Source organism: Actinocatenispora comari, from assembly GCF_017312725.1.
In the GTDB taxonomy this organism is placed as follows: domain Bacteria; phylum Actinomycetota; class Actinomycetes; order Mycobacteriales; family Micromonosporaceae; genus Actinocatenispora; species Actinocatenispora comari.
The window spans coordinates 82,959-108,793 of the sequence record NZ_BOPO01000055.1; the positions used below are offsets into that span (position 1 = coordinate 82,959).

At 72.8% G+C, this 25,835-nt stretch carries 27 protein-coding genes; 11 read left to right on the forward strand and 16 right to left on the reverse strand.

Translation table 11 applies throughout. From position 1 onward, the window contains the following. Positions 1–121 precede the first annotated feature (121 nt). Entirely contained in the window at positions 122–727 is a 606-nt protein-coding gene (locus tag NUM_RS16620) for a hypothetical protein (protein ID WP_207125773.1), read from the forward strand. 12 nt (positions 728–739) lie between these two features. Here the strand turns inward: NUM_RS16620 and NUM_RS16625 are convergent, their stop codons facing one another. The 3 genes from NUM_RS16625 to NUM_RS16635 form a co-directional block, all read right to left on the reverse strand. Then, the gene (locus NUM_RS16625) at positions 740–2,167 is read right to left on the reverse strand and encodes a helix-turn-helix domain-containing protein (protein WP_207125774.1); all 1,428 of its coding nucleotides are present in this window, start codon (positions 2,165–2,167) and stop codon (positions 740–742) included. A gap of 119 nt (positions 2,168–2,286) precedes the next feature. Further along, complete coding sequence (locus tag NUM_RS16630; RefSeq protein ID WP_207125775.1) at positions 2,287–2,463, reverse strand: YqaE/Pmp3 family membrane protein; 177 nt, start codon at positions 2,461–2,463, stop codon at positions 2,287–2,289. 37 nt (positions 2,464–2,500) lie between these two features. Beyond that, entirely contained in the window at positions 2,501–3,253 is a 753-nt protein-coding gene (locus NUM_RS16635; RefSeq protein ID WP_207125776.1) for a sugar isomerase domain-containing protein, read from the reverse strand. A 159-nt stretch (positions 3,254–3,412) separates the two neighbouring features. Between NUM_RS16635 and NUM_RS16640 the strand changes: the two genes are divergently transcribed. Next, entirely contained in the window at positions 3,413–4,447 is a 1,035-nt protein-coding gene (locus tag NUM_RS16640; RefSeq protein ID WP_207125777.1) for an N-acetylglucosamine kinase, read from the forward strand. Between the two features lie 122 nt (positions 4,448–4,569). Here the strand turns inward: NUM_RS16640 and NUM_RS16645 are convergent, their stop codons facing one another. The 8 genes from NUM_RS16645 to NUM_RS16680 form a co-directional block, all read right to left on the reverse strand. Next, positions 4,570–5,994 carry a hypothetical protein gene (locus NUM_RS16645; protein ID WP_207125778.1) on the reverse strand — a complete coding sequence of 475 codons (1,425 nt, stop codon included), beginning with the start codon at positions 5,992–5,994 and terminating at the stop codon, positions 4,570–4,572. Beyond that, positions 5,991–6,854, reverse strand: a complete 864-nt coding sequence (locus NUM_RS16650; RefSeq protein ID WP_207125779.1) for a MurR/RpiR family transcriptional regulator — start codon at positions 6,852–6,854, stop codon at positions 5,991–5,993. The genes NUM_RS16645 and NUM_RS16650 overlap by 4 nt, the downstream gene beginning before the upstream one ends. A 155-nt stretch (positions 6,855–7,009) precedes the next feature. Beyond that, entirely contained in the window at positions 7,010–8,056 is a 1,047-nt protein-coding gene (locus NUM_RS16655; RefSeq protein WP_207125780.1) for an alpha/beta fold hydrolase, read from the reverse strand. A gap of 4 nt (positions 8,057–8,060) precedes the next feature. Further along, on the reverse strand, positions 8,061–9,323 hold the full coding sequence (locus NUM_RS16660; RefSeq protein WP_207125781.1) for an esterase/lipase family protein: 1,263 nt from the start codon (positions 9,321–9,323) through the stop codon (positions 8,061–8,063). 32 nt (positions 9,324–9,355) lie between these two features. Beyond that, complete coding sequence (locus tag NUM_RS16665; protein ID WP_207125782.1) at positions 9,356–10,183, reverse strand: alpha/beta fold hydrolase; 828 nt, start codon at positions 10,181–10,183, stop codon at positions 9,356–9,358. Next, positions 10,180–10,932, reverse strand: a complete 753-nt coding sequence (locus NUM_RS16670; RefSeq protein ID WP_207125783.1) for a 3-hydroxybutyrate dehydrogenase — start codon at positions 10,930–10,932, stop codon at positions 10,180–10,182. Before NUM_RS16670 ends, NUM_RS16665 begins: the two co-directional genes overlap by 4 nt. A 46-nt stretch (positions 10,933–10,978) precedes the next feature. Beyond that, positions 10,979–11,605 (reverse strand): TetR/AcrR family transcriptional regulator, encoded by a 627-nt coding sequence (locus NUM_RS16675; RefSeq protein ID WP_207125784.1) that lies wholly within the window; start codon positions 11,603–11,605, stop codon positions 10,979–10,981. Beyond that, positions 11,602–13,035 (reverse strand): class I adenylate-forming enzyme family protein, encoded by a 1,434-nt coding sequence (locus tag NUM_RS16680; protein ID WP_207125785.1) that lies wholly within the window; start codon positions 13,033–13,035, stop codon positions 11,602–11,604. Before NUM_RS16680 ends, NUM_RS16675 begins: the two co-directional genes overlap by 4 nt. 145 nt (positions 13,036–13,180) lie before the next feature. Here NUM_RS16680 and NUM_RS16685 point away from each other — a divergent pair, with 145 nt between their 5' ends. The 4 genes from NUM_RS16685 to NUM_RS16700 all read left to right on the forward strand — a co-directional run bounded on the left by NUM_RS16685 (position 13,181) and on the right by NUM_RS16700 (position 15,868). Beyond that, positions 13,181–13,666 carry a DUF2975 domain-containing protein gene (locus NUM_RS16685; RefSeq protein ID WP_207125786.1) on the forward strand — a complete coding sequence of 162 codons (486 nt, stop codon included), beginning with the start codon at positions 13,181–13,183 and terminating at the stop codon, positions 13,664–13,666. Then, complete coding sequence (locus NUM_RS16690; RefSeq protein WP_207125787.1) at positions 13,666–13,920, forward strand: helix-turn-helix domain-containing protein; 255 nt, start codon at positions 13,666–13,668, stop codon at positions 13,918–13,920. The genes NUM_RS16685 and NUM_RS16690 overlap by 1 nt, the downstream gene beginning before the upstream one ends. Before the next feature lie 75 nt (positions 13,921–13,995). Next, complete coding sequence (locus NUM_RS16695; protein ID WP_225918629.1) at positions 13,996–14,622, forward strand: TetR/AcrR family transcriptional regulator; 627 nt, start codon at positions 13,996–13,998, stop codon at positions 14,620–14,622. Positions 14,623–14,950: 328 nt separating this feature from the next. Continuing rightward, positions 14,951–15,868, forward strand: a complete 918-nt coding sequence (locus NUM_RS16700) for an NADP-dependent oxidoreductase (protein WP_207125788.1) — start codon at positions 14,951–14,953, stop codon at positions 15,866–15,868. A 272-nt stretch (positions 15,869–16,140) separates the two neighbouring features. Here NUM_RS16700 and NUM_RS16705 read toward each other — a convergent pair whose 3' ends face one another. Further along, entirely contained in the window at positions 16,141–17,427 is a 1,287-nt protein-coding gene (locus NUM_RS16705; protein ID WP_225918630.1) for an ArsB/NhaD family transporter, read from the reverse strand. After that, a complete protein-coding gene (locus tag NUM_RS37220) occupies positions 17,424–17,897 on the reverse strand; it encodes a CBS domain-containing protein (RefSeq protein WP_225918631.1) in 474 nt (157 codons plus the stop codon). The genes NUM_RS16705 and NUM_RS37220 overlap by 4 nt, the downstream gene beginning before the upstream one ends. A 509-nt stretch (positions 17,898–18,406) precedes the next feature. On the opposite strand from NUM_RS37220, the gene NUM_RS16710 reads away from it, so the two are divergent. The 3 genes from NUM_RS16710 (at position 18,407) to NUM_RS16720 (ending at position 21,107) form a co-directional block, all read left to right on the forward strand. After that, positions 18,407–18,676 (forward strand): metal-sensitive transcriptional regulator, encoded by a 270-nt coding sequence (locus NUM_RS16710; RefSeq protein ID WP_207125789.1) that lies wholly within the window; start codon positions 18,407–18,409, stop codon positions 18,674–18,676. A gap of 95 nt (positions 18,677–18,771) precedes the next feature. Further along, the gene (locus tag NUM_RS16715; protein WP_207125790.1) at positions 18,772–20,196 is read left to right on the forward strand and encodes an MBL fold metallo-hydrolase; all 1,425 of its coding nucleotides are present in this window, start codon (positions 18,772–18,774) and stop codon (positions 20,194–20,196) included. A 77-nt stretch (positions 20,197–20,273) separates the two neighbouring features. Further along, the gene (locus tag NUM_RS16720) at positions 20,274–21,107 is read left to right on the forward strand and encodes a TIGR02452 family protein (protein WP_225918632.1); all 834 of its coding nucleotides are present in this window, start codon (positions 20,274–20,276) and stop codon (positions 21,105–21,107) included. Between the two features lie 41 nt (positions 21,108–21,148). Here NUM_RS16720 and NUM_RS16725 read toward each other — a convergent pair whose 3' ends face one another. After that, positions 21,149–21,931, reverse strand: coding sequence for a helix-turn-helix domain-containing protein (locus tag NUM_RS16725; RefSeq protein WP_207125791.1), 783 nt, complete (start codon positions 21,929–21,931; stop codon positions 21,149–21,151). A 138-nt stretch (positions 21,932–22,069) separates the two neighbouring features. On the opposite strand from NUM_RS16725, the gene NUM_RS16730 reads away from it, so the two are divergent. Together NUM_RS16730 and NUM_RS16735 are read left to right on the forward strand one after the other, a co-directional pair. Beyond that, complete coding sequence (locus NUM_RS16730) at positions 22,070–23,044, forward strand: ATP-binding cassette domain-containing protein (RefSeq protein WP_207125792.1); 975 nt, start codon at positions 22,070–22,072, stop codon at positions 23,042–23,044. Then, positions 23,041–23,871: an ABC transporter permease gene (locus NUM_RS16735; protein WP_225918633.1), complete on the forward strand. Its 831-nt coding sequence runs from the start codon at positions 23,041–23,043 to the stop codon at positions 23,869–23,871. The genes NUM_RS16730 and NUM_RS16735 overlap by 4 nt, the downstream gene beginning before the upstream one ends. 30 nt (positions 23,872–23,901) lie before the next feature. On the opposite strand, the gene NUM_RS16740 is transcribed toward NUM_RS16735, so the two are convergent. After that, positions 23,902–25,098 (reverse strand): FAD-dependent oxidoreductase, encoded by a 1,197-nt coding sequence (locus NUM_RS16740; protein ID WP_207125793.1) that lies wholly within the window; start codon positions 25,096–25,098, stop codon positions 23,902–23,904. After that, a complete protein-coding gene (locus tag NUM_RS16745) occupies positions 25,095–25,691 on the reverse strand; it encodes a TetR/AcrR family transcriptional regulator (protein WP_207125794.1) in 597 nt (198 codons plus the stop codon). The genes NUM_RS16740 and NUM_RS16745 overlap by 4 nt, the downstream gene beginning before the upstream one ends. Positions 25,692–25,835: the final 144 nt, after the last annotated feature.

Sequence of the window (25,835 nt, forward strand, 5' to 3'; positions counted from 1 at the left end):
CTCGTGCCCGTTCACGCAGCGGACGTGGACGTCGCTGGGCGAGACGGCACTGGTCCCGGCGGGCGGCCGGCAGCAGGATCCAGCTGCAAGGTCCGACAAGCTCTTCACTCCGGGAGTCCCCGTGTTGTACGCCATCGCCTTTTCACCCTGGATCCTCTACGCGGTGATCCCCGCGGTGTGGTGGCAGTGGTCGATGCTCGCCGCACTGGCGATCTCGGTGGCGATCTTCGTCGCGGCGGTGGCACGACGCCGGCCGGCCGCGGCGATGATCATCGAGATCGGATCGATGATGTTCTTCGCCGCCGGGACGACCCTCGCGCTCGCCGACCCCGGCACCGCCCTGCATCCGTACCTGCCGGCGGTGTCGGCGCTGTGGGTGGGGCTCATCGCCTGGTTCTCGCTGCTCATCCGCAACCCGTTCACCCTGGGCATCGCGAAGCTGAAGGAGCCGCCGGAGGTCTGGCGTCAGCCGCTGTTCGTCCGTACCAACGTCATCATCACGGCGGTGTGGGCGATCTGCTTCACCGCCGGCGCCGTGCTGCTCGCGGCCTGCGCCGCCGCCGGTGCCGGCCGCGGGCTGGTCATCGGCGTCCAGGTCGGCCACTTCGTCGTACCGATGGTGTTCACGATCCGCTACGTCGCGGTGATCAGGAAGCGGGTGGCCCGGATGCACGCCGAGCCGCCGAAGCCGCCGGTGTTCTCCGGGCAGTACCACGGTCTGCGGTGAACCGTCGCCGCATCACCGGTCGGTGAGGCCGAATGCCAGGCACAGGTCGTACCGGGCGGACGGCGAGTCGAGCAGCGAGCGTTGGACGAGCTGCTCGACCCGGCCCAGCCGCTTGCGTACCCCGGAGGGCGAGACGCCGAGAGCCGTTGCGGTCGCACCGATCTGCGCCCGGTTGTCCAGCCAGGCGCGCAGGGTGTCGACCAGCCGGGGATCGGCGCCACGCAGCGGTGCGCGTTGCTGCGCCGCCCAATCACGTACCTCGGGGCGGGTCAGCAGCTGCTCCAGCGGTGCGCCGGAACCACCCGGCGTGCCGACCACCTGCAGCGCGAGCTGCAACCGCGCCTGGGTCGCCACCTCGGCCAGCTCGGCGTCCAGCAGCGATCCGATCAGCCGTAGCCGGGCGGCCAGCGTGTTGCGATGCACCTTCAACTGGCGGGTGGCGAGACCGTGAAAGGTCAGCCAGGAGGCCAGGGTGTGCACCAGCTCGCCGGCGTCGGGATCCTGCGGCCGCGCGGAGCGGTACGACAGCAGCGGGGCGAGCGTGCGGGCCGCCCAGCCAGAGCCCAGCTCGGCGAGCAGGGCGGACAGTTCGCCGTGTCCGCGGAAGGTGGCGTGGCGTTCGGGTCGGTGCCGGGCGACCGAGAGCGCGTGAAACGCGTGGGTGTAACCGGTGACGCAGTCGCGAAGCGCCAACTCCTCGCTGCTGCCCAGGTGGAACGCGGCCTCCTCGACGGCTCGGGCTCGCAACGAGTTGGTCAGCGCGTCGGCGTCGGCATGCGCGATGACCACGACGTGGCGGCGGTGGACCGGACAGCGCACCACCCAGGCCCAGCGCTGCGCGGTCTCCCGGCACCAACTCAGCGTCTCGGTCACCCGCGGGTCCGCGGACTCCACGATGTGGATGCGCACCCGGTCCGGCAGGTCCGGCCCCAGCACGGCCGCGGCGTGGCGCGCGTCCGCGATGTGGCCGGCCTGCAGCTGGTGCAGCACGACCTCGCGGTTGCGTGCCTCGACCCGATCGAGCTGGGCCGCTCGGGCCCGTAGCTGCCGTTCCCGCCAGGCGAGGCCGAGCGGGACGCTCGCATCGGCCAGCAGCGCCCGCTCGTCCGGCGAGAAGTCGCGCCCGGTGTCGCGGCGAACGACCAGGGCCGGGCGCGGTGCCGGGCCGGTGAGCGCGACCAGGCAGACCGGGCGGCCGTCGAGGTCGGCGGCGATCGCCCCGGCCCTGCCGGTACGCACCGCGCGCAGGTCGGCGGCGAGCGCCGCCGGGACCGGCCGGTCACCCGGCACGGTCGTCCCGGACGGCGCGACCAGTACCGCGATGCTGTCCAGCCGCCGGCCGAGCCGGTCGAGGATCCGTTCGATGCCGTCGACCGCCTCGACCTGCCGCGTCATGGCCCGCAACTCGCCGGCAACGTCCACCGTGGGGTCCGTCCGCACCGCTGCACTCCTCATCCGCGCCGAGGACTCCGGAGTCTATTACCGTGCCGCACTGTGATCATCACGCCAGACGTCGAGGTACGGCAGGTCGGTGACCGGGCGGTGCGCCCGGATACCGGTCAGCGCCGGCCACGCGGCTCCGAGGTGACGACGTAGATGCCGTAGATGACGCCCGGGATGTGGCCGATGAGCTGGAACAGGATCGCCCACAGCACCCGCCTGGTGAGGCCCTCGTGGAACAGCACCGCGAGGAACGGCAGGAAGAAGCACAGGATGATCAGCAGGATCTTCTTCATACCGTTCAGTGTCCGGCAGAGGCCGTGGACGTGTCGCTCAGGCGGTGCGGCGGATCCGGCCGGCGTAGCGCTCCTCCAGCGCCCGGTTGTGCTCGTCGCCGCCGGGCACGTTCGCAGACAGGTAGATCGGCGGCGTCTCGCCGGCGTCGAGCAGGCGGCGCACCACCTCGGTGGTGATCAGCTGGGCCAGCATCGCCGCGGTCAGCGAGGACACGGCCCCGACCGCGCCGCCACCGGGCAGCGGCAGTACCGCGTCGCCGAACGGGGCGCCGTTGTCGAGCACCACGTCGGCCACGTCCGACAGCCGCTGCCCGGACGGGTGCCGCGGCTCGGCCTTCGCCGTGTGGTCCAGCGAGGTGATCGCGATCAGCTGGTGCCCGCGCTGCTTGACGGTACGGGCGAGTTCCACCGTGGAACCGTTGATGCCTGAGCTGGAGGCGATCACGAACACGTCGCTGGGCTGGATGTTCGCCAGTTCCAGGACCCGGTGGGCGATGGTCGGGTCGCGCTCCAGCAGCGGGTCGGACAACAGCGCCGGCGGTTCGCCACCGAACACGACCACGTCGCGCAGCGCCAGCTTGTTGGTCGGCACCAGCCCGCCGGCCCGGCCGGCGATCTCCATCGCCAGCGCCTCGGAGTGTCCGCTGCCGAACGCCTGGATCACCCCGCCGTCGCGCAGGCTCGCCGCGATCAGGTCCGCCGCCTGCGCCACGCCGTCGGCCTGGCTGGCGATCACCCGGTCCAGCACCGTGCGGGCGGCAGCCGCGTAGGCCGCACCATCCACCGTCATTCGGTCCTCACCCTTACTCTCGCTCGCGCCGCCGGCACCGCGCCGGCGACGCCGTACCGGTCGGCCGTCTCGGCACACAACGCGCATCGGTGACGACCAGGGCGCGAATGTGCCGTACTTCGATCAACTCTCGTCAGTCACCACACGTATCATGCACGATTGTCGTACCCGCTCGACCCGGGAGCACCGATGCGGCTGGCCCTCGGCCTGGACATGGGCGGCACCGCGACCCGCGCGGTGCTCGCCGCCGAGACGGGTGCCGTGCTCGGCACCGGGGCGGCCGGCCCCGGCAACCCGTTCGCGCACGCACCCGAGCACGCGGCCGGTGCGTTGCGCGAGGCGGTGCGCGCGGCGCTGGGCGACCACGACCCCGCCGCGGTGGGCCTGGGCGTGCTCGGCGTCGCCGGCGGCAACGTGCTCACCGTCCCCGCCGTCGGCGACACGTTCCGCCGCGCCTGGCACGAGCTGGGCCTGCGCTGCCCGATGCAGGTCGTCAGCGACGTCGAGGTCGCCTACGCCGCGGGCACCGCGGAGCCCGACGGCACGCTGCTGATCGCCGGCACCGGTACCTCGGCCGGCCGCATCACCGGTCACCGGCTCGCCCGCGCGTTCGCCGGGTACGGCTGGCTGCTCGGCGACGAGGGTGCCGGGTTCTGGCTCGGCCGCGAGGCGGTCCGGGCCCGGCTGCTGGTCACCGACGGCCTGCAGGATCCCGGCATCCTCACCGACCTGGTCGCCGCCGAGCTGCCGCTCGACCCGGCGAACCCGGGCAGCGAGACCGAACGCACCGTCACCGCGATCGACCACGCCCACCCGCTCCGGCTCGCCCGGCTGGCGTCGCTGGTCAGTACCGCCGCCGAGGCCGGCGACCCGGTCGCGCGAGACATCGTGGCGCGCGCCGGCCGGCACCTGTTCACGCTGGCCACGGCGGCGTACGGGGGCGGCCCGCTGGTGCTGTCCGGCAGCGTGATCGGCCCGGCCACCCCGGTCGGCGCCGAGTTGCGCCGGCGCCTTGCCACCTGGTCGCCGCAGCCGCACCAGCCGGCGCCGCGGGTGTTGACCGCCGGAAGTGGCGCGGCCGGCGCCGCCTGGCTCGCCGCGGCCGCGCTGCCCGGCATCGCCGACCCGGTCGCGCTGCACCGCTCGATCGTCGGTACGCCAGCCGAGTCGCCGGGCGGCACGCCGCCGCGCTGAGCCCGCGGGGTGGCCGAGCCGGAGCGAGTGCGCCGGGCGGGCGGGGTGAGAAACCTTGCGGTGTCGGGGCGACACCGCAAGGTTCCGGTACCAGCGCGGCCCGGCGGCCCCGGACTGCGCGCTCAGCGTGGATCGAGCCGGTAGAGAGCCGCGGCGCCGGGCCGCAGCGTGACGTTGACGATCGCCGGGTTCGGCTGCGGCACATACGATCCCGTGCCCGGGTCGAACGCGCCGACCCGCGCGACGCGCTCGGCGTGCAGGTCCAGCCGGGCCGTGGCCGCGGCGCGCGGCGACCGGTTCGCGACCAGCAGCCACCGGGTGCGGTCCGCGGGGTCGGTGGGACGGAACCGGCCCAGCACCACGGCATCCCCGCTGGCCCGGCGCAGCAGGTCGTCGGGGGTGAAGGCGGTGGCACCGGCCGGCAGCGGCGTGTCGTTGGCGTGCACCACCGACTCCGACACCAGCGGCTTGAGTTGGCTGCCGGCCGGCTGCAACCAGCCGGTGTTGAACGCCTTCGCCGCGTCGTACAGGTCGGTGCGTTGTCCGGCCACGGTGATCAGCGCCTGCGCCGGGACGAAACCGCTGCCACGACTGGGATCCGGCGTCCAGTAGGTGAAGTACTGGACGCCCTTGGCGCCGTAGGCGAGCGAGACGTTGGCCTGCCAGGCCAGTTCCGCGGCGGTCGGCAACCGGTGCCCGGCGTACTGCACCGACTGCAGGTAGATCCAGGTCGGCAGGTTGGCCCTGAGCCCGGCCTCGCGCACGATCGCCCAGTTCTGGAAGTACAGCGGATCGTCGGTGCCGTTGGCGTTCAACGGGTACCGGTCGTAGCTGAGCACCGAGGGGCCGATCGTGTCGACGGCCTGCTGCACGTAGGTGGTGTAGGTCGCCGCGTCCATGCCGGGGGTGCCCCACGCACCCCACGGTTGGCCGAGCCGGCGGAAGTTGATGTAGGGCAGTACGGTCGGCGCGAGCCGACGCACGATCCCGACCAGCGCGGCGAGGGTGGTGAACCGGTTCGCGGCCGGGTCGTCCACCAGGTCCAGGCCGGCGAAGGCCGGGTACTTCCGGTAGGTGTTGAGCACCGCGCGCAGCACCACGGTCGCGTCGTCGACCGACAGCTGTGGCCGGTTGCCGCTCGGATCGCCGGCGATCCAGAAGTTGCCGGCGGTGACGACCTCGAGCGGGTCGCCGGTCACCAGCATCTTGAGCCCGGCCTGCTCGGCGAGCCGCAGCGCGTAGGTGATGCCGGTGGCGTCCCAGAGGTAGTTGCCGTTGAGCAGGAAGGTGAAGCCGGCGTCGGCGATCTCGGCGTAGCGCTCCGGCGTGGTGAAGGTCGGCGGTGGCGGCCAGAACACGCCGATCGGGAACTGGCTGCCGCCGGTCAGCGGCAGATCGGCGGGGCTGACCGCCGGGCCGCCGGCCGGTACGGCGGGAGGCGGGGCCGCGTGGGCCACCTCGGACCGCGCCGTCGCGGCCAGCCCGGCCGCGGCCACGCCCCCGGCCAGGACGGCGCGGCGGCGCAGCCCGGCTCTCGGTGATGTCATGCGCCCTCCAGGTGCGTTCGGACCGCCTCGGCGGTGGCGTGCATGGCGTGCACGGACCGGTCGTAGGTCCGTTGCGCGACCGCGACGTACAGCAGCTCGACGACGGTCAGTTCGGAGTGCCGGGCGGCCAGCGGGCCGTCCCGGAACGTGGTCTGTTGCGACACGGTGGTCAGGACGTGGTCGCTGATCGCGCCGATCGGCGCCTGTGGGTACCCGGTGATCGCGACGGTGCTGGCGCCGCCAGTGCGGGCCCGGCGCAGCACATCGAGCGTCTCCCGGGTGTTGCCCCGGTGGGACACGCCGACGGTGACGTCGCCGGCCGACTGCAACGCGGCCGCGGTGAGCCCCTCGTGCACGTCGGCGCTCACGCACGCCGGTACGCCGATGCCGTGCAGTCGCATCCGCAGTTCGGCGGCCATGATGGCGCTGCCGGCCACGCCGAACACGTCGACCCGGCCGGCGCGTGCGATCGCGGTCGCCGCCGCGTCCAGCGCGGTCAGGTCGAGCGCGGCCACGGTTTCCCGTACCGACCGGGACTGCGCGACCGCCAGCCCCTCGGCCACCTCGGCGAGCGTGGTGTCGCTGGTGAACTCGCGGCGGACCCGTTCGTCCCAGGCGCCGCCGACCGACGCGGACGCGGCGACCGCGACCCGCAGCGCCGGGAAGCCGGCGAAGCCCAGGCGCCGGGCGAGCCGCGTCACCGCCGACGCCGAGGTACCGCAGCGCTCGGCCAGGTCGACGATGGTGCCACGGGCGCTGCCGGCCGGGTCGGCGAGGATCTCGTCGCTGACTCGCCGCAGCGCGGCGGGCAGTTCGGGCGCGACCCGGCGCAGTTCGACGAGCACGTCAGCCTCCGACATGCTCGAAATTATTCTCACAAAGTGGCGCGAGCCTCAATACCCTGAGAAAAATTTCTATCTCAGAACGCCCGCCCGGGTCCGTTCGACTGCGCCGCGGGCAGCCGGGATCGGGCCGTGGCCGGGTGCCCGAGGGGGCGGGCACCCGGCCGAGCCGATCAGGAGGGAACGCCCAGGTGGGGGAGCAGGGCGGCACGGAAGGCGTCGGGCTGGTCGAGGTGCGGACCGTGCCCGGCGTCGGGGATCACGACCTCCCGGTAGTTGCCGTACGTGTCGAGCACGGCGCGGGTCTGCGCCACCATCGGCTGCGCCGGGGCGACGTCCGCGCCGGGCCAGCCGGGGACCGCGCCGAGCTGGCCGAGATGGGCGAGATCGTGCAGCGAGGTGTCCGAGACGATCACGTCGTCGGCGCCGTGCAGCCACAGGATCGGCGGCTTCGGCTGCACCGACGACAGGTCGTCGATGCGGAAGTGGTTGGGCGCCATGGTGTTCAGCACGCCGCGCTGGCCCGGCCGGATCCCGGGCCAGGTGTCGGTCGGGGCGGAATCGCCGGGGTAGTGGTCGTCGCCGGTGCGGGTGGACAGCATCGACTCGACGAGCATGTCCAGGTGCGGCGGTACGAACGGCGGCTTGACGTACTGGGCGAGCAGCACCTCGCGGGGCGACAGCGGCGAGCCCGAACCGGTGTCGCCCTCGGCGAGGCGCCGGACGAACTCCGGGTTCGCCGCCCCGCCGCCGGCGCCCGCCCCGCCCGGGTCGAGCAACTCCCCGTTGGTGCCGCGGGTGCCGCCGAACCCGTACGGGGAGACGGGGTCGACCAGGGTCAGCGACGCGATGCGGTCCGGCGCGTCGAGCAGGTGGCGCAGGACCACCCCGCCGCCCATGCTCCAGCCGACCAGGTGCACCGGCGCCAGATCGAGCGCGTCGACCAGCGCGGCGAGGTCGTCGGCGTAGTCCGACAGGCCGCGGGTGGCGTCGACCGGCGCGGGATCGGTGTCGCCGAACCCGCGCAGATCCATCGCCAGCGGTCGCAGCCCGGCCGGCAGCGCGAGCATCGTGTCCTGCCAGAACAGGCTGGACGACACGTTGCCGTGCACGAACAGCACCGGGGCCCCGTCGGTACGCGACTCGACGCTCAGGACGTTGACGTGCAGGCGTTCGGTCTCGATGCGCTCGGCGACGATGCCGGGCAGTAGCGTGGTCATCGGTTCAGTTCCCCTCTGCGAGCCAGGTGGCCACCTGGGCCTCGACCGCCGGGTACCAGCCGAGTTCGAGGTGGTTGGCGCCGGCGACCAGCGCCGTGCCCGCCACCGTGGCGATGCCCGCGGTGGCCAGTGCGCTGCTCTCGAACACCACGCCGTCGCTGGGTCCGCGGTCCTCGTTGAAGATGCCCACGACGCTGGGCGATCCACCCGCGAGCAGGTAGGTGGACACCGAGGCGGGTACGCCGGCCTGTTGGATGCGGGAGATCAGCGAGCCGGCGTCGATCGCCGCCTGGATACCCGGTCCCTTGGTGTAGAAGCCCTGCCCGCCGTAGTAGGTGGTGTACCAGTCCTGCTGGGTCTGGTCGACGCCGTAGGTCTGGTCGAAGCGGGCCAGCATCTGCCGCTGGCCCGGATAGCAGTCGTAGCCGCCGGTCGGCACGAACGAGAACTCCGGATGGTAGGCGTAGACGCCGTAACAGGTCATGTAGGTGTGCGGGGCCGGCGAGTTGATGCTGCCCCCGCACTCCGGCCAGATCGACAGGTCGTGCGACCAGCCGTGCGCGAACGGGTAGTCGTACCCGGCGTTCGGGCCGCCGAGGGTGATCAGCTTGCGCACGTCGCCCGCGTACGGCCGGCCCCAGCTCGGCCGCACCGACGAGACGTACATCCGGGCCGCCAGCTCGCCCTTGCTCCAGCCGACGAGGTCCACTGTGGACACACCGAGCCTGGCCTTGATGATCGCGATCGCGTCACCGACCTCCTGCGCCTGCATCAGGTTGTCGCCCTCCTTGTGCGCGAACCCGATGGCGAACACCCGGTACCCGGCGTTCGACAGGTACTGCATCATGCCGGTGCCGGGGCAGCTCACCGCGCCGCAGCCGAACCCGCCCGACTCCCCGGGGTTGGCCCAGGCGCGGTCCGGGTTGTCGTTGGCGCCGTGCACCAGCAGTACCGGTACCGGCTTCGGGTTGGTGGTGGCGCCGGGGGCGGAGTAGAGCAGGAACCGGCCGGAGAACGGTTGCTTGACCCCACCGAAGAACGTGACGCGCTGCCCGTCCTGGTCGCCGCGGCCGTCGGGCGGGTAGTCCTCCTGGGTGAAACCGGGCGTGCTGTCCAGGTAGCGCTCCACGGAGTCCCACCCGTTCGCGACGCTGGGGTAGCGCTGCTCCATGGTCAGGTAGGACGGGATCGCGGCGGCGTGCGCCGCGGTCGGTACCAGCAGCGCGCCGATCAGCGCGGCGACCACGACTGTCCACAAGCGACGCATTGCACCTCCCGGTTCGGGGAGCCGACGGGCCGTCAGCTCCGCAGCGAGTCGGCCACCGCGGCGGCGCCGCGCTCGCCGAGCAGGATCGTGTAGTGGTTCGTACCGTCGACGGTGCGCACGGTGAGCCGGTCGGCCAGCGCGGCCGGATCCGGGTAGAGCGCCGGCAACGCGCCGAGCATCCCGTACTCGGCGCGCAGCAGCAGGGGTCGGTGTCGCAGCCGGCGCCAGGCGTCGGCGAGTGCCGGCCCGGCGAAGGTGTCGATCGAGTCGGCGCGCACCGCCTCGGCCGAGACCTTGCTGTGCAGCCGCGGTGGCTGCCCGGTCAGGTCGTAGTCCAGGTACGACTCGATGTCGGTGTTCCATTCGGTGAACGCCGGGTGCCGGCGCCAGAAGTCACGATGCTCGGTCACGTCGGCGAAGGTCATCGCCAGCCGGGCCGCGGCCGGTCCGATCACCGCGGCGACGCGCTCGTCGGCGGTGTCACCGGGCGGCATCGGCAGCGGCGGGCCGCCGTCGACCAGCAGCAGCCGGTCGACCCGTTCGGGGTGGCGGTCGGCGAGGACCAGCGCCACGAACCCGCCCATCGAGTGACCGACGACCGTGGCGGTGGCTGCCTCCAGCGCGTCGAGCACGGCGACGGCGTCGGCGGCGTGCGCGGCCATCCCGTACGGGCCGGGCAACGGCGAGTCGCCCCGGCCGCGCAGATCCGGTGCGACCAGCCGTACCCCGGGCGGCAACCGGTCGGCGACCGGCTGCCAGGCCAGGTGGTTGGCCGTGATGCCGTGCAGCGCGAGGACGGTGCGCGGCCCGTCGCCCCAGACGCCCACCGTCAGCTCGCCGCCGGCCACCGGTACCCTCATCGCGCGCTCCAGCCGCCGTCGAGCACCAGCGAGCTGCCGTTGACGAACGAGGCGTCCGGCGAGCACAGGTAGCTGACCGCCGCGGCGACCTCCGCCGGCTCGATCAGCCGCTTGATCGCCGGCTCGGTGAGCATGATGCGCTCCACCACCTCCGCCTCCGGGATCTGGTGGGTGGCCGCCTGCGCGGCGATCTGCCCCTCCACCAACGGGGTGCGCACGTAGGCGGGGCACACCGTGTTCGAGGTGACGCCGCGCGGCCCACCCTCCAGCGCCACCGTCTTGGACAGGCCCTCGGTGGCGTGCTTGGCCGCGACGTAGGCGCTCTTGTACGCCGATGCGCGCATCCCGTGCACCGACGAGATGTGCACCACCCGGCCCCAACCGCGCTGGTACATGCCCGGCAGTACCGCCCGCAGCAGCAGGAACGGCGCCTCGACCATCAGCGTGAGGATCTGGTGGAAGCGTTCCGGGGGGAACTGCTCGATCGGCGACACGTGCTGGACGCCGGCGTTGTTGACCAGGATGTCGGCGTCGAGCTCCATGGTGGACAGTGCGGCGGTGTCGGTCAGATCGACCACCAGGCCGCGCCCGCCGAGCTGGTCCGCCGCCTCGATCACCCGCTCGTCCCGGTCGAGCAACACCAGCGACGCGCCGTCGTCGGCGAGTCGCCGGGCGCATGCCGCGCCGATCCCGGAGGCGGCACCGGTCACCACCGCGGTGCGTCCGGCAAGGCTCGTCTCGTGTCCCACTTCTGCACTCCCTTCGTCTCCTGCCGCTGCGACCCCGCCGAGCCGGTCAGTCCGGTACCGGCGGCTCCGGCACGCCCAGGATCCGGGCGATGATCTCGCCGGTACCGGCGAGCACCGTGTCCGGCACCGCCTCGTGCTGCTGCCACAGCACCCAGCGCATGCCGACCATCTCGCCGAGTCCCATCAGCGACCAGGCCATCAGTTCCGGGTCGCCGCGCGGGATCTCGCCGGTGTCCATCGCCGCGGCCAGCCGCGAGGAGTACCCGGACACGATCCGGTCGTAGTGGCGGCGCAGTTGCTCCGGGGCGACGAACTCGGCCTGCCGCATGATCCGGTAGAGGCCGGGATGCTCGCCGACGAAACCGAAGTACGCGGCGAAGCCGGCCCGCTCGGCCGCCAGCCGGGTGCGGTGCGCGTCGGACGCCTGCGCCATCGCCCGCCGTACCCGGCGGTTGAGGTCGTCGACCAGCTCGGCGAACAGCTCGTGCTTGCCCGGGAAGTAGATGTAGAAGGTGCCCTGCGCCACGCCCGCGGTTTCGGTGATCTTGACGATCGACGCGTCGTGGTACCCGTACTCGACGAAGACGGCCTCGGCCGCGTCGAGGATGCGTTGCCGGGTGCGGGCGCCCTTGGCACCCAGCCGCCGGCTCTGGTCGGCCGTGGTCTCGGTCATCGCTGCCCCCGCATCGCCCTGTCCCGCAACGCATCGCGGCGCACCTTCCCGATTCCGGTACGCGGCAGCTCGGGCACCACCAGCACCCGGGCCGGTACCTTGAAGCCGGCGACCCGGTGCCGGCACCAGTCGCGTACCGACTCGGGTTCCAGCGCGCTCCTCGCCACCACGAAGGCGACACCCACCGCGCCCCACCGCCTGTCCGGCACGCCGACCACCGCCGCGTCGGTGACGGCGGGATGCGCCAGCAGCGCCCGTTCCACCTCGGCCGGGTGCACGTTCTCGCCGCCGGAGACGTACCGGTCGTCGAGCCGCCCGACGATGCGGTACCAGCCGCGCTCGTCGCGCTCGGCCAGGTCGCCGGTGTGCAGCCAGCCGCGGTGCCGCGGCCCCCGCCAGTAGCCGGCGAAGGTGCCGGCACCACGCACCAGCAACTCGCCGCGGCCCGGGCCGGCCGGCACCCCGGCCAGCGCGACCTCGACGCCGGGATAGGGCACGCCGGCGAACCCCGCCGAGGAGTGCACCTCGGCCGGCGGCACGCACAGCACGTTCGGGCCGGCCTCGGTCAACCCGTAGCCCTGGCACAGCGGTACGCCCAGCTCCCACCAGGACCGTGCCAGTTCGCCGGGCAGGGCGCCGCCGCCGCAGATGGCCAGCCGCAGCGAGGACAGCTCGGCGCCCGCCGCGGCGGCGAGCATCGTCCGGTACATGGCCGGCACCGCCATGGTGACGCTCACCCGGTGCGCGGCGATCAGCCGCAGGGCCCGGGCCGGGTCGAAGTCGGGTTCCAGCACCAGGGTGGCGCCGCGGGCCACCGCCAGCAGCGGCAGCACCGTCCAGCCGCCCACGTGGTACTGCGGCAGCAGTTGCAGCACGACGTCGTCGGCGGTCAACCGGGCCACACCGTCCAGCGCGTCGTCGGTGGCGATGCACATCCGGCTGCTCAGCGGTACCCCGCGCGGCCGGCCACTGCTTCCGGACGTGTAGCACAGCAGCACCGGCGCGTCCGGATCGCCCGCGGCGTCGACGCGATCCGCCGCGGGCGGGGTGGCCAGCGGCTCGACGGGGATCCGCTGGGCGGCCAGCGCGACGGCGGCCACGGCCGCCTCCCGGTGCGCCGGGTCGGTGAGCAGCAGCGCCGGCGCCGCGTCGTCGAGCAGCACCGCGAGCTCGCCGGGACGCAGCCGGTACGGCAGCGGCACGAGCAGCAGGCCGGCGCGGGCGCAGCCGTACAGCAGGGCGATCTGCTCGATCCCGGCCCGGCACAGGGTCGCGACGCGCTGCCCGGGCCGGAGCCGCTCGCCCAGGACGGCGGCCCAGGCGTCGGCCCGCGCGTCCAGCTCCCGGTACCCCACGGCCTGGTCGCCGCAGACCACGGCGGTGCCGCCGAGGCCCGCGCGCCGGCGCAGCTGGGCACCGAGATCGGTCACGTCCGCTCCTCGGCCGAAAAATGAATCGACTGTCATATTGACCGCGGGACGCCGCCGCGTCAACCGCGGCGACGGTCGGCCACAGCCTTGCGTCGGCTATCGATATTCGATAGATTTCCATCGTGATTCGATGGGAGGGGCGATCGTGGGCAGACTGACGGTAGGCGCGCTTCGCGCCGTGCTCGCGGTGGTGTTCACCGGCACGGTGCTCGTGCAGGCGCTGATGGTGTGGGCGTTGTTCACCGACCCGGAGCGCGGATCGCTGCCGCTCACCCCGCTGCGGCTGATCACGATCCTCGGCCTGGTGACGGTCCAGGTCGTACTGGTCTGCATCTGGCGGCTGGTCGCGATGGTGCGCCGCGGCACGGTGTTCTCGCCCGCCGCCTTCCGGTACGTGAACATCGTCATCGGTGCGATCGTGGCGGCCGCGCTCGTGTGGTTCGCCGTCACCATCCTCAACGCGCCCGGTCAACGCGCCGACCCGGGCGTCACCGTCATCATGGGCGGCATCGGGCTGGCCATCCTCGGCGTCGCCCTGCTGGTGCTGCTGCTGCGGATGCTGCTGGCCCAGGCCGTCGACCGAGACGCGGAGGCGAGCCAGCTCCGGGCCGAGCTGGACGAGGTGATCTGATGCCGATCGTCGTCGACATCGACGTGCTGCTGGCCAAGCGGAAGATGTCCGTGGGCGAGCTCGCCGACCGCGTCGGGATCACGCCCGCCAACCTGGCCGTACTCAAGAACGGCCGGGCCAAGGCGGTGCGGTTCTCCACGCTCGCCGCGCTCTGCGAGGTGTTCGACTGCCAGCCGGGCGACCTGCTGCGCTGGGAACCCGAGACGCCGGCCGCCGACGATCGGCCCGCACAGGCCCCGTCCCGTACCCGCTGACCCGGGCCACCTCGTCCGCGAGCCGGCGCCGATTCGCGCGAGCGGGGCGCGGGGGCCGGTCAGTACCATGGGGACGTGACGATCAGCGACTCGCAGGACGGCCGGCGCCTGACGGCGCGCGGCGCGAGGACGCGGGCCAGGATCGTCGCCGCGGCAGCCGATCTGATGTACGTCCAGGGCGTCGGAGGTACCACGCTCGACGACGTGCTGGCGGCCAGCGGGGTCAGCAAGTCGCAGCTGTACCACCACTTCGAGGGCAAGGACGCCCTCGTGCGGGCCGTCGTCGACCTCGTCGGAGAGCGCGTCCTCGACCGGGAACGCGACGCCCTCGGCCGGGTCTCGACGCTGCGTGGCCTGCGCCGCTGGCGGGACGCGTTGGTGCGCAACAACGCGCTCCGGCACGGCGCGTACGGGTGCGCGCTCGGCGCGCTGGCCTCCGCGGTCGCCGACCAGGACGACCTGGCGCGCAAGGCGCTGGCGAACCTGTTCACCGAGTGGCAGGAGCTGCTGACCGACGTGCTGCGCCGGCTGCGGGACGCCGGTGAGCTCCCTCCGGACGCATCGGTCGAGCGGCTCGCGACCGGGCTGATGGGTGCGTTGCAGGGCGGGTACCTGTTGGCCCAGACCGCCCACGACGTGACGCCGATGGCCACCTCGCTCGACATGGCACTCGCGTACCTGGAGAGCGTGTCGGCGGGTTGAGCCGATCGTGCGGTGCCGCCGTGCCGCTCGCGCGAGACTCGATGCGTACCGGGACCGATCCGGTCGCCGCCCGCGGCGCCCGGGCTGGTCGATGCGACGCGCCCAGCCGAGATCGTGGACGGCTCGCCCGCCGACGTCGACGAGTGGACTCGGCGGCGACAAGAGTGGACTATAGAGTCCAGTAAGATAAGGAGCTAGCGACATTCGCGGCGAGTCGTCATCGAGGTTGGACTTCATGGTCCAAGGTGGCGAGGTGGAGCCGCGGTGTCGCGGGGCAGAGGTGAGGCGGCCTCGTCGCGCGGCGAGGCCCTGGTGTGGGGAGTGCCGAATGAAGGCGATCGTGGTGACCGACGAGGCCGCGGGTACGGCCGGGATGACGCTGGCCGAGCGGCCCGAGCCGGCAGCGGCGATCAACGACGTGGTCGTGCAGGTGCACGCGTCGGGGTTCGTCCCGACCGAGCTGGAGTGGCCGTCGACCTGGGTCGACCGTGCCGGTCGGGACCGCACCCCGTCGGTGCCCGGGCACGAGCTGGCCGGCGTGGTCACCTCCCTGGGGTACGGCACGACGGGGTTGTCGGTGGGGCAGCGGGTGTTCGGCCTCGCGGACTGGCACCGCGACGGCACACTGGCGCAGTACGTGGCGATGGAGGCACGCAACCTCGCCGGGCTGCCCGGTGACGTCGACTTCGCGGCGGCCGCGAGCCTGCCGATCTCGGGGCTGACCGCCTGGCAGGGACTGTTCGACCATGGCCGGCTGCGGGCCGGGCAGCGGGTCCTCGCGCACGGCGCGGCCGGCGCGGTCGGCACCATGGTGACCCAGCTGGCCCGGGAGTTCGGCGCCTACGTCATCGGTACCGGACGTGCCGCGGACCGGCAGAAGGTGCTCGAGTTCGGGGCGCAGGAGTTCGTCGACCTCGACGGCGGCGCCCTGGAGGAGGTCGGCGGGGTCGACCTGGTGTTCGACGTCATCGGCGGGGACGTGCAGAAGCGGTCCGCGCGGCTGGTACGGCCGGGTGGAACGCTGGTGTCGGTCGTCGGGCCGGTGGAGGCGCAGCCGGCCAACGGCCTGGCCATCGACTTCGTGGTCGAGGCCGACCGCGCGCAACTCGGCGAGATCGTCCGGCGGGTGCAGGACGGGCGCCTGCGCACGAACATCGGTACCGTGGCGACCCTCGACGACGCGGTGTCCACGTTCAACTCGACCGACCGCCACCGGGGAAAGACGATCATCAGCGTCCGTCCGTGAGGCCGCGGGACGCTGCCGGTGGTTCCGGCTCTGGCATCCGGCGAGCCCTGTCCGCCGACGGTCGGTGGCTGCCGGCGCCGACCGTCGGGCTCGGTCCGTACCGGTCCAGTCGGCGCACCAGCCGCGGCCCAGTGTCCGGAGGGGGAGAACCGGCGCCCGGCCCTGGCGGTCGTGCGGGCGGCGCGCCGCGCCGACTCCGGTCCGCGGTAACCGCTGCTCGCCCGCGGCGTTCGCGACGCTTCGTCGGCGAGCGCCCGGGATCGACGGGGCCGTCAGACGTAGTAGCGAAGCAGCAGGTAGGCGGTGCTGAGAGCGATCGTGACCGCCGTGGTGATCAGGCCGTACCTGGTGAACTGCCAGAAGCTGATCGGGTGTCCGTTGCGCCGGGCCACCCCGAGCAGGACGACGTTGGCACTGGCGCCGATCGCGGTGGCGTTGCCGCCAAGGTCGGCGCCGAGCGTCAGCGCCCACCACAGCGGCTGCGCGGCCGAGCCGCCGGCATCGACCAGGTCCTGCGTGAGCGGCGCGAGCGTGGCGACGTAGGGGATGTTGTCGATCACGCCGGACAGGATGGCGGAGCCGATCAGCAGTCCCACCGCGCCGAGGGCCCAGTGCCCGTCGATCGCGCCGGCCGCCGCGGCGCCGAGCGCCTTGATCACGCCGAGGTTGACCAGCGCTCCGACCATCACGAACAGCCCGGCGAAGAACAGCAGGGTCTCCCACTCCACGTCGGCGAAGATCTTGGCCGGTTCCATCCGGGTGATCAGTACCAGCAGCCCGGCGCCGATCAGCGCGACCATCGCGGGCTGCAGACCGGTGAGCCGGCTGGTGAGAAAGCCGACCAGGATCGCGCCCAGCACCGACAGGGAGACGACCAGCAGTCGCCCGTCGCGAATGGTTTCCCGTTGCCGCAACGCCATCACCTGGGTGGCGCGCTGCGGGTCGTAGTGCAGCTGACGGCGAAACATCAGCCATGCCAGCCCGATCAGTACCACCAGCAGGATCGCGATGATCGGGCCGAGCGCGACCAGAAAGTCGGTGAACCCGAGGCCGGCGCGGCTGCCCACGATCAGGTTGGGCGGGTCGCCGATCAGCGTGGCGGTGCCGCCGATGTTGCTCGCCAGTACCTCGGTGATCAGGTACGGCACCGGCGTCACCGCCAGGCGCTGGCACACCAGCAAGGTGACCGGGGCGATCAGCAGCACCGTGGTGACGTTGTCCAGGAACGCCGAGGCGACGGCGGTGATGACCGCGAACATCGCCAGGATGGCGAACGGGCGTCCGCGGGCGAGCTTCGCCGACCAGACGGCGAGGTACTCGAACATGCCGGACTGCCGGGCGATGCCGACCACCATCATCATGCCCAGCAACAGGAACAGCACGTTCCAGTCGATGCCGGTGTCGGCGGAGAAGAACACGTCGTCGCCGCCGGTGGCGCCGATCAGCACCATCACCGCGGCGCCGGTGAGGGTGACGGTCGCCCGGGGCAGCTTCTCGGTGGCGATCAGCACGTAGGCGGCCGCGAACACCGCGATGGCCGCGACGAGCTGCCAACTCACGGCCGGCCCGCCCGGCCGTCGCGGGCGGCGAGCAGCGCGTCGAGCACCGCCGACAGGAACACGAACCGCGGGGTACCGTCCCCGCTCAGGCGCACCAGCTGCGCCTTGTTGGCGACCATGTGGCAGGCGGTCTCCAGCACGGTGGCGTCCGCGTCGATCTCGACGACGCCACGCACGCCCAGGTCGCCGGCGTCGATCGCGGCCCCGACGGTGCGGGCGTCGGCCTCGGTGAACAGCTCCTCGAGGCTGGAGTCGTCCAGCAGCCCGGCCAGCGACAGGTCCGCCAGCGCGTACCCGGGCAGTACCAGGCGGGTGATGTCGACCGGGGAGGCGATCGCCTCCACCCGTCCGTCGTCGCCGATGATCACCACGGCCAGCAGGTCGTGCTCGGCGATCAGCCGGAACGTGTCGGAGATGCTGCTGGAGCGCGGCAGCAGCGGGAGCTCGACGGCCAGCTCGACGGCGTGCATGGGCACCTTCTTCCGGGCAGCGGACAACCATCGCCGACCAGACTTCCCGGCACACCGTCCCTGACTCTAGCGAAGCCGGCGGCGCCGCCGGGAGAAACGCGCGGGTGATACCCCTGGGGGTATAGAGTGGAGCGTGGCAGTGGATACCCCAGGGGGTATCAGGAACGACCGACCGGTGGAGGTTGTCGGATGTGTCGAGCGGTGAAGTGTCGCCGGTGTGGCAAGACGACGTGGGCCGGCTGTGGCCAGCACGTCGACCAGGTGATGCAGGCGGTGCCGCAGGATCAGCGGTGCGCCGGCCATGACGACGAGACGCCCGCCGAACCGGCGCCGCGGGGGCTGTGGGCTCGGCTGCGCGGGCGCTGACGCGCGCGGACCGCGGGTGACGGGCCGGCTCCGGGTCGGCCTGCCGTGACGCGAACGCGGCGGTACGCGGGAGGTCGTCGGTGAGGCGCTTCACGCGACGCACCGATACCCCCGGGGGTATGTTCGGGAGCGGAGGTGGCGAGATGGAGATGGACGCCGGCGCGATGGCGGAGGCTGTGACACGGTTGAAGCGGGCGCACGGTCAGCTCGGCGGGGTGATCGCCATGATCGAGAACGGCGACGACTGCGAGCGCGTGCTGACCCAGCTGGCGGCGGTGTCCCGGGCCGTGGGGCGGGCCGGGTTCAAGATCGTCGCCACCGGGATGCGGCAGTGCCAGGTCGCGCGAGACGGCGGCGAGGAGGCACCGATGAGTGAAGAGCAGCTGGAGAAGTTGTTCCTCGCGCTGTCCTGACCGTGCTGTGTCCCGATCGAAGGTGGTCGACCCGGTGTGGCCCCGGCCGCACTGTGCCTCGGCTATACCCCCGGGGGTATCTGGAAGGAGTCGGAATGGTGCAGGAGACGTCCGTGGACCGATCGGCCGGCATCGCCGTCGAGGTGGTGGAGACCTCCTCGCTGGGCGACCGGAGCTACCTCGCGCACGACGGGCAGGTGGCGCTGGTGGTGGACCCACAGCGCGACATCGACCGGATCCTGACGCTCGCCGGCCGGCTCGGCGTGCGGATCACCCACGTCGCCGAGACCCACCTGCACAACGACTACGTGTCCGGTGGCCTGGCTCTGGCCCGTCTCACCGGTGCGGTCTACCTGGTGGCCGGCGCCGACGAGGTCGGCTTCGCCCGCAGGCCGGTCGCCGACGGCGACGAGGTCACGCTCTCGCCCCGGCTGCGGCTGTCCGCGGTGGCCACACCGGGCCACACCTTCCACCACCTGTCGTACGTCGTGTCCGGGCCCGCCGGCCCGGTCGGCGTGTTCACCGGTGGCTCGCTGCTGTTCGGCACCACCGGTCGCACCGACCTGCTCGGTGAACGGCATGCCGAGGCACTCGCCCGCCAGCAGTACGACTCCGCCCGCCGCCTGGCCGACCTGCTGCCCGACGGCGCGCAGCTGTGGCCCACGCACGGCTTCGGCAGCTTCTGCTCCGCCAGCCAGTCCGACGCGACCGCCTCGACCATCGGCCAGGAACGCACCGCCAACCCGGCGCTGCGGCTGGAGCCCGACGAGTTCGTCGCCACCACCTTGGCCGGGCTCGACGCCTACCCCGCGTACTACGCGCACATGGGGGTGCGCAACGCCACCGGCGCCGAGCCGATCGATCTGACCCCGGTCCGTCGCGCCGATCCCGACGAGCTGCGCCGCCGGATCGACGACGGCGAGTGGGTCGTCGACCTGCGCTCCCGGACGGCGTTCCTGCGGCGGTACCTGACCGGCACGCTCAGCTTCGGCCTCGACGGACCGATGGCGACCTGGCTGGGCTGGCTGCTGCCCGCGGGCCGGCCGCTCACCCTGCTCGGCGAGTCGAGCGAGCAGGTGGCCGCCGCGCAACGCGAACTGGCCCGCATCGGGGTCGACCGCCCGGCCGCCGCGGCCACCGGTACGCCCGAGCAGTGGGCCGGCGGCGACGTCGAGCGGCTCGCTGCGCTGCCGGTGGCCACCTTCGCCGATCTCGCCGCCGCCCGCGCCGGCCGGGTACCCGACGGGTTGCCCGCGCCCGACGTCGTTCTCGACGTACGGCTGGGCAACGAGTGGCGCGCCGAGCACATCGACGGCGCGGTACACATACCGTTGCCGGAGCTCGCGGATCGGTTGGCGGAGCTGCCCTCCGGCGCGATCTGGGTGCACTGCGGCTCCGGATACCGCGCGGCCGTCGCGGCCGGCCTGCTCGAGGCGGCCGGTCACCGGGTGGTGCACGTCGACGACGCCTACCCGCACGCCGCCGCCGCGGGCCTCGCCGTCGTGCCGGCCGCCGCCTGACCCCCAGACGAAACCGGCCGGCGCCGACAGCGGAAACCGTTGGGCGGCTTGGCTCTGGTCGCCTAGCATGCGTGGGCGTGAGTGGGAGACTGCATGCCGTCGCGGCGGCGAACGAGCAGATCGTCGCCGACGGCCGGTACACGACCGACGCCGGTACGACGGTGCAGGTGGGTCCGGCGCTGGCGGCGGCGATGGCCGGTACGGTCAGCCATCCGCCCGACGAGACGATCGCACGGCCACGACCGGTGACCGATCGTCGGGCGGCGTTCGAGGTGACCGGGGAGGGTAGCCTGCAGGCCGCCGGCCGGCTGCACCGGGACGGCGCGACCGGGATCGCCGTGCTGAACTTCGCCTCGGCCCGCAACCCCGGTGGCGGCTACCTCGGCGGCGCCAAGGCGCAGGAGGAGGATCTGTGCCGGCATGCGCTGCTGTACGCCTGCCTGCTGACCGCGCCGGACTACTACGCCGCGCACCGTGCCTCGACCGACCTGCGCTACAGCGACCGGGTCATCTGGTCGCCGGACGTCCCGGTGGTCCGCGGTGCCGACGGCCGGCTGCTGGCGCGGCCGTACCCGGTGTCGTTCCTGACCTCGCCGGCGCCCAACGCCGGAGAGCTGCTGCGCCGCGATCCCGCTGCCCGGCACGAGATCCCGCAGATCCTGCGGCGACGCGCGGCCCGGGTACTGGCGGTGGCCGCGCACCACGGCGCACGCACCCTGGTGCTCGGTGCCTGGGGCTGTGGCGTGTTCCGCAACGATCCGCACGAGGTCGCCGACGCGTTCCACACCCAGTTGGCCGGTGACGGTGCTTTCGCGGCCGCGTTCGAGCGGGTGGTCTTCGCGGTCTGGGACCGGTCCGCCGACTCCGCCAACCGGGCCGCCTTCGCCGATCGCTTCGGCCCGGCGGCGTAGCGTTCGGCGTTCCGGGCCGGCAGTGACGATGCGCGGCTGCGTCACCATGCGGCCAGCAGCGCGGCGCTCTGCTCGTCGGCGGGGAAGAACGTCTCGATCGCGATCTCGTCGAGGGTGACGTCGCGCGCGGCGCCGAACACGGTCAGCGCGTGGTGCAGCGACAGGTCACCGTGCTCGGTTGCCAGCACGACCGGGGTGACGAGGTCGTTGCGCGCGATCGTGGTGGGCTCGGTCTGTTGCGGCGTCGGCGGCGGCGGGTAGGACCGGAGCTCGTCGAGCAGTTCGGCCAGGCCTTCGGCGCCGGTGCGATCCAGTTGGCGGCGCACCCGCCGGAGCGTGTCGGCGCGCCACTGCGCATAGTTGCGTACCTGCTTGGCCATTCCGTCGGGATGCAGCATCGCGCGCAGCACGTTGACCGGGTGCTGTGGGGCGAGGTCCAGTCGTTCGAGCAGTCGCTGCATCGGTCGGTTGGCGGCCAGCAGATCCCAGCGAACGTTGATCGCCATGGCCGGGTTCGGCTCGTGGCCGCGCAGCACGGCCTCGATCGCGGTACGGGCGATGCCGAGGTCGGCAAGCGGTCGTTCGGCGTAGGGCGGTGCGTATCCGGCGGCAAGGTAGAAGCTGTTGCGTTCCCGCAGTGGTACGTCGAACTCGTCGCAGAGCCGTTCGATCATGTCGCGGCTGGGAGTGGCTCGCCCGGTCTCGATGAAGCTCAGATGCCGGGCCGACAGCCCGGCCGCCGTCGAGACGTCCAGTTGCGACCTGCGCCGGTGCTCGCGCCATCGGCGAACCAGCTGACCGACCGGCTGCGGCGTGACTGTCATGGGTCCAGGTTGCCGCCTCGATCGAGGCCGGACAACTACCTCGCAGGTAATCGACACGGCGCGCCCGGTGGTGCTGCTCTGGACGTGTCCACCGCGGCTGGTTCCGATCCGCGAAAACGGATCGGTGAAGGGATGGTCATGGGCAACGTGTTCGAGGCCGAGGGCCTGGTGAAGCGGTTCGGCCGGACGACGGCACTCGCCGGGATCGACCTGGCCGCCGCGCCGGGCTCGGTGCTGGGCGTGCTGGGCCCCAACGGCGCGGGCAAGACCACGGCCGTACGCATTCTGGCGACGCTGCTGGCGCCCGACGAGGGGCGCGCGACGGTCGCGGGACACGACGTGGTGCGCGACGCGCCACGGGTGCGGGAACTGATCGGACTGACCGGGCAGTACGCGTCGGTGGACGAGGATCTCACCGCACTGGAGAACCTCGTACTCATCGGTCAGCTGCTCAACCTGCGTCGGCGGGAGGCCCGGCCCCGGGCCCGGCAGCTGCTGGCCCGGTTCGGTCTCGGCGAGGTCGCGGGCAGGAAGGTGGCGACGTTCTCCGGCGGGATGCGGCGCCGCCTCGACCTGGCCGCCAGCATGATCGGCAACCCCGCCGTGGTGTATCTGGACGAGCCGACCACCGGCCTGGATCCGGGTAAACGCGGCGACGTGTGGCGCATGATCCGGGCGATGACCCGGGACGGCGGTGCGGTCCTGCTCACCACCCAGTACCTGGAGGAGGCCGACGCGTTGGCCGACGACATCGTCGTCATCGACCAGGGGCGGGTGATCGCGCACGGTACCGCGGCGCAGTTGAAGGCCCTGGTCGGCGGGCACACCATCGAGGTCCGCCCGGCCGACCCGACGCGCCTGGCGGACGTGATCACCGTCCTCGGAACGGTCGCCGGCCATCGGGCCGAGACACCACGCCGTGACGTGGCCACGGTCCAGGTGGACGGCGACGGGGCACTCGACGAGACGGTGCGGCGGCTGCGGGCCGCCGGCATCGGCGTGGCCGAACTCGCGCTGCGGCTACCGAGCCTGGACGAGGTGTTCTTCGCGCTCACCGGCCACGGCGCGCAACGGCCGGACGAATCCGGTACCAGCAAGGAGGATGCGGCGTGAGCGACACGGTGACGACAACGACGACGGCGCCCGTACGGGCGGGTGCGCCGCCGATCCCCGCCCGGCGGGGCGCACTGCTGTGGCACAGCCTGGCACTGGCTCGGCGCAACCTCGCCAAGATCAGGCGAAACCCCGTCAGCATCGGTGACGCGGTGCTCGCGCCGGTGCTGTTCCTGGTGGTGTTCGTGTACATGTTCGGTGGTGCCGTCGGCGGCTCCACGCACGCGTACCTGCAGCGCACGCTGCCGGCGATCCTGGTGCTGTCGGCGATCATGGCGGGGATGATCGCCACCGGCGTCAACCTGTCCATCGACATCAAGAAGGGGATCTTCGACCGCTTCCGGAGCCTGCCCATCGGGCGATCGGCCCCGCTGATCGGCTCCGTGCTGGCGGATGTGGTGCGCTACCTGGTGGCCGTTGCCACGGTCTTCGTGGTGGGGTTCCTGATGGGTTTCCGGGTCCAGACGAGCCCGCTGGCGGCGCTGGCCGCGGCCGGGGTCACCATCGCCTTCGGCATGGCGCTCAGCTGGGTGTGGGTGCTGCTGGCGATGGTCATCAGGGAAACGACGCTGGTGCAGACGATCGTGTCGTTGAGCATCTTCCCTCTCGCCTTCGGTACCGACATGGTGGCGCCCGTCGACACGCTGCCCGGCTGGTTGCAGGCGTGGGCACGGGTCAACCCGATCGAGCACACCATGGCGGCGTCCCGCGGCCTGCTCGTCGGTGGCGACACCGCGGTACCCGTCGTCGAGTCGCTGCTGTGGTCGATCGGGCTGGTCGCCGTCTTCGCCCCGGCGGCGGTCGTCGCCTACCGCCGACGCACCTGAGCTCGGTCCGGTACCGACCCCACGGAGGTGTCAGCGCGTCGTCGGCGCGGCGGAGGCGGTGTCGTCGGTGAGGTTCTTGATGACCGCGGTGGACTTGCCGCCGACGATGGCCGCGACGTAACGGTTGACCACCGGCAGTCGCATGAACCGCAGCGCGGTGCGGCGCAGCCGCAGCTGCATCGGGGTCTCGGGCAGGAACCAGCGCGCGCCGTTGCGACCGGTCTGTTGCTTCTCCTCCGCCAGGGGACGCCAGATCCGTTCGTAACCGGCCAGTGCGTCGGGGATCGACGCGGTGCGGTGCAGCTGCTCGGCGAGCACGTACGCCCCGGCGACGGCCAGCGAGGAGCCGAGCCCGGCGAGCAGGGACACGGCGTAGCAGGCATCGCCGACCAGCACGACCCGGCCGCGACTCCAGCGTGGTACGACGATCTGGGCCACCTGGTCGTAGTACAGCTGTTCCGACGGCGGGCACGCCTGCAACGCCTGGGGCACCACCCATCCCAGGCCCCGGTAGATCTCGCGGACCGCCGCGCGCGGGTCCGCCGGCAGGGTCGGATCGGGGGAGCGGTGCACCGCGTAGGAGGCGACGCGGCCGTCGCGCAGGCCGTAGAAGCCCATCTGCCGGCCGATCGTGTCGGTCAGGCAGAACCGGCCGGCGGTGGCGCGATGGATGTCGGGCGCGTCGAACACGAACGCCGCGGTCTGGTACCCGAGATAGCGCAGGAAGCCGGCCTCCGGCCCGAACACCAGCCGGCGCACCGTCGAGTGGATGCCATCGGCGCCGACCAGCAGGTCGGCGTGGACCGTACTGCCGTCGGCGCAGGCGACCGTGACCCCGTCCTCGTCGTGGGCGACCTCGACCAGGCCGGCGCCGTAGCGCACCGACACCTCCGGCGGCAGGCTGTCGTGCAGCACGCGTTCCAGGTCGGGGCGCATGAAGTCCAGGTGCGGGCCGTTCGCGAACTGCTTCGGGTTCAGCGCCGCGCGCCGGTTGCCGGCCTCGTCGAGCAGCACCGCCTCGTCCAATTCGTAGGCGACCTGCCGGGCGGCGGGCACCAGCCCCATCGCCTCCAGCGCGTCGTAGCCGGGGCCGAAGAAGTCGACCATGTAGCCCTGCTGGCGGGGCGCGGCGGAGCGCTCCAGCACGACGACCTCGGCGCCGTGCGCGGCGAGCCGGTTGGCCAGTGCGAGGCCGGCGATGCCGGCACCGCAGACGACGACCTTCATCGAGTTTCCTCCCCGACGGCATCGGACGTGCTGGGATCGGCGCCGAGCAGCCGGCGCAGCACGGTCGCGGTGGCGGCCGGGTCCGGACCGGCGGCCAGGCTGCGGTGCAGCAGCAGCCCGTCGACCGCGGCGAGCAGCATCGCGGCGGTCGTCTCCGGCTCGGGTACCTCATGGTCGGCGAGCCATCGACCGACCCGGTGCCGGGACTCGGCGAGTACGCCGGCGATCTGGTCGCGGAGTCGCTCGTCGCGGGTGGCGGCCAGGCACGCCTCCACCGCCAGCAGCGACATCGGGTCCGATCCGGTGTAGCGGGTCACCGAGCCGACCAGCGCATCGACCGCCGCGGCCGGGGTCTCGGCAGCCGCGAGCACCTCGTCGATGCCGCCGACCACGCCCCGCATGAACCCGACCACCGCCTCGTCGAGCAGCGCCGCGACCGACGGGAAGTGGTAGTGCACCACGCTGGGTGTGACCCCGGCCCGCTCGGCCAGCACCCGGGTGCTCACCGCGGTCCAGCCCCGCTCCGGGATCAGCTCGACCGCCGCGGCCAACAATCGCTGCCGTACGTCCCGCCCCCGCGCTGCCGCATCCATCGCCCCTCCCGTCCGGGCGATCGACCTGTACGATCGCCCTGTACGACTGCCCTGACAGTAGCGCGCCCGCGCCACGGTGCGCAAACGGGTGAGGTGGCGGCCGAAGCGGACCGTGGGGCAAGGCGAGCGTCGACGTGCCGTGGT

Coding starts and splice junctions, on each gene's coding strand:
- NUM_RS16630 (WP_207125775.1), bottom strand. CDS start 2,463: ATGAAGAAGATCCTGCTGATCATCCTGTGCTTCTTCCTGCCGTTCCTC.
- NUM_RS16635 (WP_207125776.1), bottom strand. CDS start 3,253: ATGACGGTGGATGGTGCGGCCTACGCGGCTGCCGCCCGCACGGTGCTG.
- NUM_RS16645 (WP_207125778.1), bottom strand. CDS start 5,994: ATGACATCACCGAGAGCCGGGCTGCGCCGCCGCGCCGTCCTGGCCGGG.
- NUM_RS16650 (WP_207125779.1), bottom strand. CDS start 6,854: ATGTCGGAGGCTGACGTGCTCGTCGAACTGCGCCGGGTCGCGCCCGAA.
- NUM_RS16655 (WP_207125780.1), bottom strand. CDS start 8,056: ATGACCACGCTACTGCCCGGCATCGTCGCCGAGCGCATCGAGACCGAA.
- NUM_RS16660 (WP_207125781.1), bottom strand. CDS start 9,323: ATGCGTCGCTTGTGGACAGTCGTGGTCGCCGCGCTGATCGGCGCGCTG.
- NUM_RS16665 (WP_207125782.1), bottom strand. CDS start 10,183: ATGAGGGTACCGGTGGCCGGCGGCGAGCTGACGGTGGGCGTCTGGGGC.
- NUM_RS16675 (WP_207125784.1), bottom strand. CDS start 11,605: ATGACCGAGACCACGGCCGACCAGAGCCGGCGGCTGGGTGCCAAGGGC.
- NUM_RS16690 (WP_207125787.1), top strand. CDS start 13,666: ATGCCGATCGTCGTCGACATCGACGTGCTGCTGGCCAAGCGGAAGATG.
- NUM_RS16700 (WP_207125788.1), top strand. CDS start 14,951: ATGAAGGCGATCGTGGTGACCGACGAGGCCGCGGGTACGGCCGGGATG.
- NUM_RS37220 (WP_225918631.1), bottom strand. CDS start 17,897: ATGCACGCCGTCGAGCTGGCCGTCGAGCTCCCGCTGCTGCCGCGCTCC.
- NUM_RS16710 (WP_207125789.1), top strand. CDS start 18,407: ATGGAGATGGACGCCGGCGCGATGGCGGAGGCTGTGACACGGTTGAAG.
- NUM_RS16715 (WP_207125790.1), top strand. CDS start 18,772: ATGGTGCAGGAGACGTCCGTGGACCGATCGGCCGGCATCGCCGTCGAG.
- NUM_RS16725 (WP_207125791.1), bottom strand. CDS start 21,931: ATGACAGTCACGCCGCAGCCGGTCGGTCAGCTGGTTCGCCGATGGCGC.
- NUM_RS16730 (WP_207125792.1), top strand. CDS start 22,070: ATGGGCAACGTGTTCGAGGCCGAGGGCCTGGTGAAGCGGTTCGGCCGG.
- NUM_RS16740 (WP_207125793.1), bottom strand. CDS start 25,098: ATGAAGGTCGTCGTCTGCGGTGCCGGCATCGCCGGCCTCGCACTGGCC.
- NUM_RS16745 (WP_207125794.1), bottom strand. CDS start 25,691: ATGGATGCGGCAGCGCGGGGGCGGGACGTACGGCAGCGATTGTTGGCC.